This window comes from Nocardia sp. CA-129566 (genome assembly GCF_050956075.1).
GTDB lineage: Bacteria > Actinomycetota > Actinomycetes > Mycobacteriales > Mycobacteriaceae > Nocardia.
In genome coordinates, this window is sequence record NZ_CP192085.1 from 398161 (window position 1) to 410389 (window position 12229).

The window sequence follows — 12229 nt, forward strand, 5'->3', positions numbered from 1 at the left end:
CCAGCCGCCGCACGCGTAGGCATGTCCCGTCATACGGGACTTCAGCAAGGAACCTTCATATGTCTCTCCCCACCCTTGATCGATCCGCCTCCAGGGTCGTCACCGGTCGTGTCCGTGTTCAGCGTCCCGTCGTCGCGCCGGAACTGCGCATCGCCGACAATCCGGCGGCGGCCGTGCTGCGCACCGCGACCGGCGGCCCGATCTCCCGTGACAATGCCGCGCGCACAACGGGTTTGAGCATCGCGACGGTCAACCGTCAGGTGTCGGCACTGTTGGCCGCCGGTCTGCTACGCGAGCGCCCCGACCTGACCGCGTCGGGTGCGGTCGGACGTCCGCGGGTTCCGTTCGAAATCGACCACGAGGCCTATCTGACCCTCGGCATCCATATCGGCGCCGCGGTCACCAAGATCGTCGCGGCCGACCTGCGCGGACGAATTCTCGGCGGCCTGGCGATCGCCACCCCGCAGACCGGTCAGGACTTCGCGACCATGACCGTCGCGCGCAGCGCAAAGGCGTTCTTGCAGCGCTGGCATCGGCGCAAACCACTGTGGGCCGGAGTGGCGATCGGTGGGCGGGTCGATCCGCTGACCGGTGTCGTCGACCATCCCAAGCTGGGCTGGCAGGGTGCGCAGGTCGGTTCGGTGCTCGGCGAGGTGCTGGAACTGCCGGTCTCGGTGGCCCCGCACGTCGAGGCCATGGCGGCCTCGGAGCTGCTGTTGCCGACCGGCGAACCGAAGGATGCGGATCGCAATGGTGTGCGCACCGGCGGTCCGGGTAGCAGTCTGTACTTCTATGTCCGTGAAACCGCCGGTGTCGCAGTGACTTTGGATGGCCGGGTACACACCCCGAGTAGCGGTCCCGGTTCGGTCGCGCACTTGCCGACCGGCTCCGATGTCGAATGCACCTGCGGCCGCCGCGGCTGCTTGGAGGTGACCGTCGGCGATCGGTCGCTGCACGCCAGAGCCGTTGGGCGCGGAATCATTCCGGCGCACAAGGGCACCGGCGGCACCACCATCGCCGACCTGTATCGCGCCGCCGAGTCGGGTGCCGAGGGTGCGCGGGAACTGCTCGCCGAGCGCGCGACCATCCTCGGACACACCGTCGCGATGGTCCGCGACATGCTCAACCCGGACCGCGTAATCCTCGGCGGCCAGGCCTTCACCGGCTACCGCCCCGCAGTCGCGCACGTGGCCCGCGCCTTCGCCCAGTCCTCCCAACTCCCACCCACCGATATCCGCATCAGCGGATTCGGCGGCAAGGTCCAGGAATTCGCGGCCGTCGTCACCTCGCTCAGCGTCCTCTACGCCGACCCGCTCGCGGCGATCCGCCGTACCGCACTGAGCGACTGACAGTTCCACATCAGGTCTTCTCGCCTACTTCAGAAAGTAGGCGAGAAGACCTGTCAGAAATGGCGCCAATGTCGTGAAGGCCGCGCGGAACTGTGCTGTTGCGGTATTGGCCAAGCCCATCAACTCGGTGAGTCGATCGCGTCCCGCTCTCCACTCGTCATCGGGCAATCGCGGATCACCCGCGGCATCGGTGCGGACGATGGGATACGACGCGTCGAGTATCCGGGTACCGGCCGCCTGCCATGACAGATGGACCGGAACAAAGAGGACCGCCAGCAGCCCGGCGAGCACGGCTCCGTACAGCAGTGCATAGGTGGGTGGTATATCCGCTGCTGTACCGGCGGCGATCCGCGCATTGCGTAGCTGACCGGTATTGAGCACGCTGATCGACACGACCATTGCCAGGATCGTCAGCGCCGTGATCAGGGCAGCGCGCAACGATCTGATTTCTTCGATCCGGTATGCGGTCGTTGCCACGAGTGAGTCCACCGGCTGCTGCGCGAGGAACCGAACCCGTGCACGCACAACCCAAATGACGGCGACCGCAGGCCACATCGCGACGGCGACCAGCACCAGCGCGATGCCGATTCGCACCGTGCTCGGTTCGATCCGACCCCAGAACAGCCGGGGCACCGCGGCGGTGCCCGCGATCGCGATCAGATACAGTGCGGTCAGCGCCGATAGGCTCGCACTCGGATATCGGGCGCGCAGTTCACGCAGCACGGGCATGATGAAGACGGTTCCGGCGACCGCGACCGCGACGGTGATCCCGATCATCATGCGCCACAGGGCATATGCGGGTCCGGTGACGAACAGCGCGCGCTGGCCGCGGTCGAGTCCGCCGACGACGAGCCAGCCGATCCCGGCGGCGGTCACCGTCACCAGCACGATGCCGAGCGGAGCGAAAAACCGTTGCGCGAATGTCTTGTTCAGATCGACGGTCGGCAGTTCCGACTCCATCGCACTCTCCCATCCGGACACGTACACGGGCGGCCAGGAGCAATGCAATCACACCGGAATGCGAGCCGCCCGCCTTCGCTGGGCTGATGGGCGATGAAATGGCTTGGCGCGCTGGATGTTCAGCGGCCGCTCGCGAACAGTCCCTCGAGTGCGGTGATGAAGTACGGGAAGTGGCCTGCGAAGCGCTGGAGGTTGCGGTCGCGTTCGAAGCTGCCGAACCAGTAGAGGCCGGGTTGGGAGTCGGCGGCGGGGTTCAGCTCGCGGAAGGCGCGGATCCAGTTGTCGGCGCGGCCGCCGATCACCATGAACGGCAGCGCCCTGGAGAAGACCAATTCCTGGTCGGCGGGCGGGATCTGGTCGCGGCTGGTCGAATCGAGGCCACGCTGCAGTGCGCGGACGTGGCCGACGAGTTCGCGGCCCTGGGCCGTGCGGACCGGCAGGAATCGCGGCAGCAGTGCGGTCGCGATGCCACCGAGCAGGATGGCGATACCGACCAGCGCGCTGCCCGAGAGGAGCGCCAGGGCAATGGTCGCGGCGATACCGCCGACGATCAGCGCCGCACCCAACAGGACCGGCAAACCGATGCGGGCCCGATCGATGAAGGCGCCGCGCTCGACCGCGTCGGCGAGCATGGCGGCGCGCACCGGTTGGGCCTGCACGCGGCCGGGCGCGCGCAATTCGCCGACGGTCACCGAATCGGTGCCCTCCGGCAATAGCGTTCGGTAGACCGACTTTTCGTAATCGCGCAATTGATCATCGGGTGCGTTCACCCGGTTGATGCGCCAATCGCTGTCGCCGATGGGTGTGATCCAGAGGTACCGGCGCACCGCGAGGTCGATCACCGTGGCCGCGATATCGCCAGGATCGACATGTTCGTCGAGCAATACGCCCGCCTCGCCGGGCAGAATGCCATCGGGGGAGGTGAACTGGACCTGGTTGCCAGCGCGCAGCAGTGGGTCGATCGTCTCGGAACCCGCTGTGGCGGCGGCGTTTTCCCGCCGAGCCTTGAGCACGTAGGCGGCTAGTCCGGCCAGCGCGAGCAGCAGTACCCCGAACGCGACCAGCACCGGAGTCGTGAAGGAGAAGGCACCCGCTTCGCTGTTGTCGCGGATATCGGCGTTGGCGGGCACCGTGCCGGGCGGTAGTTGCAGGGTCAGGTCGATATTGTCGCCCTTGTGCAGGTCGCTCTGCTGCCAGTAGAGCACCCCGTCCGCCTCGATCTGCAGATCGGAGCATTTCCGCAGATTTCCGGGCGGGCCGAGTTTGCAGTCCACCACGCCCATTTCGTAGCTCGGGCTGATCAGGGAGGCGTCGATCGAGGCGACATCGGCATTGATCGTGCCGAGCCAGCGGAAGACCTGGCTGCCCGGCGCGTCACTGACGGTGTTGTGGATCGCGTAGGTGAAGGTGGACTCGCCGGGCTTGGCATCGATGGTGAACAGATCGTTCGCCACGGTCGCGGTGCCAGCGCCGGTGGTATCGACATCGGTGACCTTGAAGACGCGTTCCACGTCCTGGCCCACCTTCAGCCGCAGCGGCAGCGTCATCTTGAACCCGCCCGCGGCGGGCACGACCACCTTCTCGGTGACCTCGAGCACGCCGTCCCGGCTCAGTTTCAGATCGGCGACGATATTCACACCATCGGTTGCGGGCTCCGTGTGGGCAACCGGTGCGGCCGCCAGCATTCCCGCAGCGGCGAGAAGTAGCGCGCTCGCGGCGCCCCCCCGAAAAGTCAGCATGGCTGCCTACTCTAGACAAGTTGCTATTCTGCGTCAGCAGCCCGGCGCGAGCGACGAGCCCGCAGGCGGCAGCGCGGCGTACCCACGAACGGACCTGGGAGCGACGCAAGGCCAACACTGTCGGCGATGATTGAGACGAGGGGGTACGGGGGAGTGACACAACCGCCGTACGGTTATGGACCGGTTCCGCCTGGTGGGCAACCGCTTCCGCCGCGTCCAGGGCCGGGTTCGCCATATGCTCAGCCGGGCTATCGTCCCGCGCCCGGTCAGCCGGGTTACGGCCAGCAGCCCGGATATGGCCAGCAGCCAGGGTATTCGCCCGGGTACGGCCAGCAGCCGGGCTATGGTTCGCCGGGCTATGGTCAGCAGCCCGGTTATCCGGCGACCGGATACGGACAGCGCGCGCCGATGCCGCCCCCGACGCCCTACGGTCCGCCGGGACGCCCACCCCAGCGCCGCAAGGGCGGTGGCGGCTGGGTGGCCATGCTGTTGATCGTCGTCTTCGTGGTGGCGGGCGGACTGGTGCGCATTGCGATCACACACGGCAAGGTCAGCAACACCGCATCGGGTCCCGGCCCCAGCGTGACCTACACCCCGGACTCCGGCGGTGGCGTATCGGAGACCGGGACCAATCCACTGCTGACCGATCCGAACACCACCTTGATTCCGGCGAAGTGCTCCTATGCGCCGTGGGGTACGCAGGTGGATACCGCGCGCAAGTTCTTCGAAACGGCCGCGAACTGCCTGGAGTCGGCGTGGAAACCCATATTGGCGCAAAAGAACCTGCCGTTCCAATCGCCGACGCTGAATGTCAGCGCGAATACCGACGGCATCACCACGCCGTGCACCGGCTCGACGAGTAATTTCGCCGCGTTCTACTGCCCGGCGAACAAGACCATCTACATGCCGATCAGCCAGTTGCAGACCGACCTGTTCAAGGACAACTGGATCGTCTACCTGTCGGTCTTCGCCCACGAATACGGCCATCATGTGCAGGCGATGGCCGGAATCCTGCGCAAGGCCAATAGTGATCGGGTCGACGCGGGTGTGCGCAGTGAGAGGGGTCTGGAGTTGTCGCGCCGAATCGAGTTGCAGGCCAACTGCTTCGACGGAATGTACCTCGGCTCCTCGGCCAATGGCGGTTCGCTGACCACATCGCAGATCACCCTCGCCCGACGCGATGCCCACGGCCGCGGCGATCAGCGCGGCGATATGCGTGATCACGGCACCGCGGCCAACGGCGGGGCCTGGTTCGAGATCGGCGTGGACAAGGACCGTGCGGCACAGTGCAATACGTTCACCGCGTCGGCCGGTTCGGTGTCGTGAGCGGATGACGCAGCCGCCCTACGGCTATGGTCCGCCGCCCGGACCTCAGCCGCCCGGATATCAACCCGCACCGGGCTATCAGCCGCCGCCCGGATATCAACCCGCCCCCGGATACCAGCCACCGCCGGGTCCTCAGCCGGGATATGGCCCGCCACCTGGTTATCCGCTCGCCTATGGTGCACCGAATGCGACGCCGTACGGTCCACCGATGCCGTACCAGCGGCCCGGTTATCCGCCGCGTCCGTACCCGCCGCGGCGGCGGAGTTCGGGTGCGGGACTCAGTGCACTGCTCGGTGTGCTGACGGTCATCGTCGTGGTCGTCGGACTGTTCGCCGCATCGGCGATTTCGGCGAATAACGAGAAGAACAGACACCGTCCGTCGGCCTACCCCCCGCCGACGCCCAGCTACACCTACACGCCGCCGACGTCGGCGACGACCTCATCACCCAGCCCGACATCGCGCGCCGCGTCGCCGTCCACAACGGGAGCGGCAGCGCCGACCACGACGAAACCCGCTGGGCCGCAACCGGTTGCCAAGCTCGGCGAGAATCCGCTGTTCAGCGACGACAACAGTGGGCTGATCAACGTCGACTGCGACTACCCGGCCTGGGCCGCGACGACCGCCGCGGCCACCCGGTTCTTCCAGGCCGCAGCCGACTGCCTGGACAAAAAGTGGCGGCCCACCTTGCAGGGCGCGAATCTCCCGTTCTCCAGTCCGGGTCTGAGCGTGCCCGCTCGAGCGTCGGACGCGACATCCCCGTGTACCACGGCCAGTAGCAGTTTCGCGGCGTTCTATTGTTCGACGAACCACACGATCTACATGCCCCTGGACAAGATCCAGGTCGAGAAGTATGGCGACGACGTGGTGATCTATCTGTCGGTTTTCGCCCACGAATATGGTCATCACGTGCAGGCGCTCTCCGGGATATCGCAGCGGATGAATACCGAGCGCAATGAGGCGGGCACCCGCAGTGCGCAGGGACTGGAGTTGTCGCGCCGCTTCGAGCTGGAGGCGGACTGCTTTTCCGGAATGTACGTCGGCACATCGACGTACGACGGCGTCTTCACCGCGGCACAGTTGACTCGCGCCACGCAGGACCAGGTCGGGCGTGGCGACCGGCAAGGTGACGCGCGCGATCACGGCACCGGGCAGAACCAGGCCAACTGGTTCACGCAGGGGCACAAGTACGACAGGACGTTCCAGTGCAACACTTGGAAGGCTCCTTCGGGCGAGGTTTCGTAGCAACCACTTTCGAGTGGAGGTCGATAACCGAAACAGCAACGCCTGGCTCTCGCCCTACTGAATCTTGCCGGTCCGTACCGATTCAGTGGTGACGTCAGCCAGGCGTCGTGGCGCTATTGCTACGTCGATCAGTGATCGCCGCCGTGCGGGTGACCGAAGTGCCCCTCGCCGAAGCGCCGCGGCGAATGTCCGTGCACGCCTTCGGCATACGCGGTCTCGGCATGCAGGGCGAAGTCGATGCCCGCGGTCTCGTCTTCCTTGCTGACCCGGAATCCGACGAACCGGTCGATGCCCTTGCCGAGTGCGAAGGTGACGGTGAACGCGTAGGCCGCGCTCACCAGCACGCCGACCAGCTGTTTGCCGAGCTGTGCGAATCCGCCGCCGTAGAACAGGCCCTCGACGCCACCGGTCATCACCTGATTCGCCAGCAGGCCGATCAGCAGCGTGCCGACAATGCCGCCGACGAAGTGCACGCCGACCACGTCGAGCGAATCGTCATAGCCCGCCTTGAACTTCCAGCCCACCGCGAATGAACACACCACACCGGCCGCGAGGCCGACGATGAGCGCGCCGAGGGTGTTCACCGAACCGCATGACGGCGTAATCGCGACCAGTCCGGCCACCACGCCGGAGGCCGCACCGAAGGTGGTCGGCCGACCGTCGCGGATCTGCTCGACCGCGAGCCAGCCGAGCATGCCCAGACAGCCGGCCACCAAGGTGTTCAGGAATACCGCCGCCGCAACGCCGTTCGCGGTCAGCGCGGATCCGGCATTGAATCCGAACCAGCCGAACCACAGCAGACCCGCGCCCAGCAGCACGAACGGCAGGTTGTGCGGACGCATCGCATCGGTCTTGAAGCCGATGCGCGGGCCGAGCACGAGCGCCAGCGCCAGCGCGGACGCGCCGGAGGCGATCTCGACGACCATGCCGCCCGAGTAGTCGAGCGCGCCGAAGGAGGCCAGCCAGCCGTGCGGACCCCATACCCAGTGCGCGATCGGCACGTAGACCACCAGCGCCCACAGCGGCACGAAGACCATCCAGCCGGAGAATTTCGCGCGATCGGCGATCGCGCCGCTGACCAGTGCCGCGGTCAGGATCGCGAAGGTCAGCTGGAAGGTGGCGAACAGCAGTTCCGGAATCGTGCCGTGGACGGTATTCGGGTCGATGCCGGCCATACCGAAGTGGTCGAGATTACCGATCAGACCGCCGCCCGCATCCTCGCTGAACGCGAGGCTGTAACCGGCGAGCAACCAGACCACGGTCACCAGTGGAATCGCGATGAAGTTCATCATCAGCATGTTGAGTACGCCGGTCGAGCGCACCATCCCGCCGTAGAAAATCGCCAGCGCAGGCGTCATCAGCAGCACCATGGCCGTGCTGATGAGCAGCCAGGCGGTGGCCGCGGGATCGATGGTTGAGGACACGGGGTAACTCCTTCCACGCGTGCATGCGTTGCGAAGAAATTACCGAATGCTCACAGCGGCCCTGAGCACCGCTAGGGGATACGGCCCAGACAGCTCAGCGCCGCGACTTCTTGGCAATCGCCCGCAGACCCCGACGACCGGGCACCGGAAGGTCATCGCGCACGGCCATCCATTCGGCCGTGGTGAGCCACCGCTGTTGGATGCGCGCGTCCGCGGTGTCGTGGAACATCCGGCGGCCGCGATCGTCGCGCAGTTCGCGGGCGAGGGTGGACCAGCGCGGTGGGCGCCCGTATTCGGCCAGGTAGTCGTTGAGGTAGCTCGCCACGATCGTGCCGATCGCATTGACCGGCCGCAGCGAGACCCGGTTGCCGTATCTGGCGGAATAGAAACGCCTTGCGGCACACAGGGATCCGGGGTTGGCATTGGAGGCGATCCAGCCGGCCCGCTGCGCCCGTTCGATCAACCAGAGGTGTTTGACCGCGGTCGGCGGGATATCGTCGATCCGCTCCCGGATCAGCGTCATCACCGGTTCGGACTGCAGCACGTCGCGGCGGGTGGGGCCGGTGCCGTGCGCGAGCCAATGGTCCTCGGCCAGGCGGGCCAGCACCCGGCCGAAGTCGTCGATGCTGCGCTGGGCTCGGCGACCGAGGCGCTCGATGCGCTCGGCCTCGCGGCGCATCTCGTTCTGGGCCGTGAGGGTACGGATCGCGGCCATGGTCGGCACCTGGCCGCGCTCCAATAGCTCGAGGATGGCCGCGGCGGTCGACGGATCGGCGGCGGCGGCCACCGGCAGCGAATCGCGCTTGATCGCGAAGTCCTGCGGGCTGATCGCCCGGCTGAGCAGGTCGACGGCGGCATGGTCGTCGGCGAAATCAGTGCTCGAAAGCCAGGCGGCGGCGATGTCGTCACACGACGTCACGGTGGAAGTTTCCTCCGGTGGAAGCGGTGTGAATTCGGCGGAAAGCGCCCTGGATCATGAGGAGCCAGGTTGTGTCCCGGTCGGGATGAGGGACCGGCCGGGACCACCAACCTGATGAAGGTTTGGCTACCGAAGTTGCCGCTAACCACGGTAGCCAGACAATTGCGTAGATGTCATCCCGGTTGACGGATTCGTTATCTCTGCAAATCGGCCGTGAACCAGGGCCTGAGTTCAACTAATCGACGTAAATGCCACTGGGCGGGCGGCAAATTAATGTGCTGGTCCGTTCTTGATCTTCGTTAGCTCCGGCGTTGCCGCCTTCGGCGCTGATCAGTGGGGGCTAACGAAGGTTTGCGCATCTTGTGATCTGCGTCACATATCCGTTGCGAAACGCCCGACAGCACGCCGCGCCCGGCCTGTCGGCCGACGGGAATGGGCATTGTCGGTGGGCGCCGGTAACCTCTGGCCGTGGCTCTGTACCGGAAGTACCGACCGGCAACGGTCGCTGAAGTGGTGGGTCAGGAGCACGTCACCGACCCGCTGAGTACCGCGCTGGACACCGGTCGCATCAGTCATGCCTATCTGTTCTCCGGCCCCCGGGGCTGTGGCAAGACCTCCTCGGCGCGCATCCTCGCGCGCTCGTTGAACTGTGTGCAGGGTCCGACCTCGACGCCGTGTGGCGTCTGCCCGTCGTGTGTGGCGCTGGGGCCGGGAGGTCCGGGCAATCTCGATGTGATCGAGCTGGACGCCGCCAGTCACGGTGGTGTCGACGACACCCGCGAACTGCGTGATCGGGCCTTCTACGCGCCCGCGGAGTCGCGCTATCGGGTGTTCATCGTCGATGAGGCGCATATGGTCACCACCGCGGGCTTCAATGCGTTGCTCAAGATCGTCGAGGAGCCGCCGGCCCACCTGATCTTCATCTTCGCCACCACCGAGCCGGACAAGGTGCTGCCCACCATCCGCTCCCGCACGCACCACTACCCGTTCCGGCTGCTGCCGCCCGCGACCATGCGCGGACTCCTCGGCAAGATCTGTGAGCAGGAGCATGTGCCGGTCGAGGAAGCGGTGTACCCGTTGGTGATTCGCGCGGGCGGCGGGTCGCCGCGCGACAGCTTGAGCGTGCTCGACCAGCTGCTCGCGGGCGCGGGCCCCGAGGGAGTCACCTACGCGCGGGCCGTCTCGCTGCTCGGCGTCACCGATGTCGCGCTGATCGATGATGCGATCGACGCGCTCGCCGGCAGCGATGGCGCCGCCCTCTTCGGCACCATCGATCGCGTCATGGAGGCGGGCCACGATCCACGCCGCTTCGCCGTCGACCTCCTGGAGCGCCTGCGCGATCTCATCCTGCTGCAGGCCGTCCCCGATGCCGCCGACCGCGGCCTGGTCTCCGGTCCCGGCGATGTTCTGGACCGCATGCGCGAACAGGCCGAACGCACCGGCCCGGCCACCTTGGCCCGCCACGCCGAACTCCTGCACGAGGGTCTCGGCGAAATGCGTGGCGCCACTGCCCCGCGCCTCCTGTTGGAAATCGTTAGCGCCCGCATGCTGCTGCCCTCGGTCTCCGACGCCGAATCGGCCACCTTGCAACGCCTGGAGCGCCTCGAACGCGGCATAGCGACCGGCGCGATCGCCCCCGGCGCCGCCCCGGCCCCAGCCGCCGACACATCGTCTGCCGCACCCCAGACCGCCCCGCCCCAGTCGGCACCGCCGCGTGCCGCCAACGAGCCCCCACGCCGCCGCGGCGCCGAACTCCTCGCCGCCGCGCGCCGCGAAAAGGACGCGACCCGCGCGGGCGCGAGCCCAGCGAGCGCCCCGCAGGCTGCTGCTCCGACGCAGGCTGCTGCTCCGACGCAGGCTGCTGCTCCGACGCAGGCTGCTGCTCCGACGCAGGCTGCTGCTCCGACGCAGGCTGCTGCTCCGACGCAGGCTGCTGCTCCGACGCAGGCTGCTGCTCCGACGCAGGCTGCTGCTCCGACGCAGGCTGCTGCTCCGACGCAGGCTGCTGCTCCGACGCAGGCTGCTGCTCCGACGCAGGCTGCTGCTCCGACGCAGGCTGCTGCTCCGGGGCCGAGCCTGCCCGCAGAGCGCGCCGCGGCTGTTGAACGGAACTCGGGCGTCGGGCGCGGTGCCGTCCCGGACGAGGTCGTCGGTGTGGACGCTGTCGTGGCGGAGCCGGTTGAGGAGGCCGCTGGGCAAGCTGTCGCCGACGAACAGCGCGCCGCCGCTGGGCGGCAGTCGGACTCCGAGCGGGGGGATGCCGGACCGGAGTTCGCCTTCGTGCCGGTCGATACGGCTGGACCGGAGGTGGCCGCGCCGCCGTTGGCGGCCGAGTCCGGTGACCGAGTTGTCGCGACCGATCCGACCGGGGGCGAGTCTGCTGGTAGGGCGGGTTCGTCGGCCGCTGTCGGATTGCCGGAATCCGAACGGACGCAGGCCTCCGAGGCAACCACTCCGACAGGGCGCGACTACGCAGAGGCCACAGGTGCCGGTGCAGCGCCATTGTCGGCTCAACGGTCCGACCGAGCTGCCGCAGATCGGGTGGCATCCTCGGCCGGGGCATCGGCGCAAGCGAGCGCGCCTACGACCGGTGCGGGCGCTGCCCCCGTGCAGCAGGGTGTCGCGCCGCAGCACGGGGGAGCGGCGCAACAAGGAGGCGCGGCGCAGCAAAGGGGCGTCACGCAGGAAGGGGGCGCGGCGCAGCAAAAGGGCGTGGCGCAGGAAGGGGGCGCGGCGCAGGAAGGGGGCGTGGCGCAGCAAGGAGGCGCGGCGCAACAAGGAGGCGCGGCGCAACAAGGAGGCGCGGCGCAACAAGGAGGCGCGGCGCAACAAGGAGGCGCGGCGCAGCAAAGGGGCGTGGCGCAGCAAAGGGGCGTGGCGCAGGAAGGGGGTGCGGCGGATCAAGTTGGTGCGAGTGATGTTGGGGGGCAGCAGGGTGGTGTGCAGGGGGACGCGGATCTGTTGCGGGCAGTGGAGGGGGCCTGGGCGGATATTCGGGCGAAGGTTCGGGAGTTCGGGCCTACCGTGCAGGCGTTGTTGTCGGGGGCCTCGGTGGCGCGGATCGAGGGGGATGTGATCGTTTTCGCGCATCAGCACGCGCCATTGGCGCAGCGGCTGTCGGATCCGCGGAATGTGGAGGCGGTGCGGTCGGCGGTGCGGGCCGTGCTCGGCAGTGATCATCCGGTGCGCTGGGAGGCCGGTGGCGCCGCGCCGCGGCCCACCGCCGCGCCGCAGAAGGCTGGTCGGGGGCGTGGCCAGGCCGGGCAGCA

7 protein-coding genes and 1 pseudogene are annotated in these 12229 nt (G+C 67.6%); 4 read left to right on the forward strand and 4 right to left on the reverse strand.

Annotated elements, in window-relative coordinates; all coding sequences use genetic code 11:
• Positions 1-59 precede the first annotated feature (59 nt).
• Complete coding sequence (locus ACQP0C_RS01820) at positions 60-1349, forward strand: ROK family protein (protein ID WP_433729937.1); 1290 nt, start codon at positions 60-62, stop codon at positions 1347-1349.
• A gap of 24 nt (positions 1350-1373) precedes the next feature.
• On the opposite strand, the gene ACQP0C_RS01825 is transcribed toward ACQP0C_RS01820, so the two are convergent.
• Both ACQP0C_RS01825 and ACQP0C_RS01830 read right to left on the reverse strand, forming a co-directional pair.
• A complete protein-coding gene (locus tag ACQP0C_RS01825; protein ID WP_433729939.1) occupies positions 1374-2309 on the reverse strand; it encodes a hypothetical protein in 936 nt (311 codons plus the stop codon).
• Between the two features lie 119 nt (positions 2310-2428).
• Positions 2429-4048 (reverse strand): DUF2207 family protein, encoded by a 1620-nt coding sequence (locus ACQP0C_RS01830; protein WP_433729940.1) that lies wholly within the window; start codon positions 4046-4048, stop codon positions 2429-2431.
• Positions 4049-4174: 126 nt separating this feature from the next.
• Between ACQP0C_RS01830 and ACQP0C_RS01835 the strand changes: the two genes are divergently transcribed.
• The gene (locus ACQP0C_RS01835) at positions 4175-5374 is read left to right on the forward strand and encodes a neutral zinc metallopeptidase (RefSeq protein WP_433729942.1); all 1200 of its coding nucleotides are present in this window, start codon (positions 4175-4177) and stop codon (positions 5372-5374) included.
• Between the two features lie 208 nt (positions 5375-5582).
• Complete coding sequence (locus ACQP0C_RS01840; RefSeq protein ID WP_433729944.1) at positions 5583-6617, forward strand: neutral zinc metallopeptidase; 1035 nt, start codon at positions 5583-5585, stop codon at positions 6615-6617.
• Positions 6618-6745: 128 nt separating this feature from the next.
• Here ACQP0C_RS01840 and ACQP0C_RS01845 read toward each other — a convergent pair whose 3' ends face one another.
• Both ACQP0C_RS01845 and ACQP0C_RS01850 read right to left on the reverse strand, forming a co-directional pair.
• Positions 6746-8041 carry an ammonium transporter gene (locus tag ACQP0C_RS01845; protein WP_433729946.1) on the reverse strand — a complete coding sequence of 432 codons (1296 nt, stop codon included), beginning with the start codon at positions 8039-8041 and terminating at the stop codon, positions 6746-6748.
• A 94-nt stretch (positions 8042-8135) separates the two neighbouring features.
• Positions 8136-8960, reverse strand: coding sequence for a hypothetical protein (locus ACQP0C_RS01850; protein ID WP_433729948.1), 825 nt, complete (start codon positions 8958-8960; stop codon positions 8136-8138).
• A 468-nt stretch (positions 8961-9428) separates the two neighbouring features.
• Here ACQP0C_RS01850 and ACQP0C_RS01855 point away from each other — a divergent pair.
• Positions 9429-11051: pseudogene (locus tag ACQP0C_RS01855) on the forward strand (DNA polymerase III subunit gamma and tau); the annotation flags it as partial.
• Positions 11052-12229: the final 1178 nt, after the last annotated feature.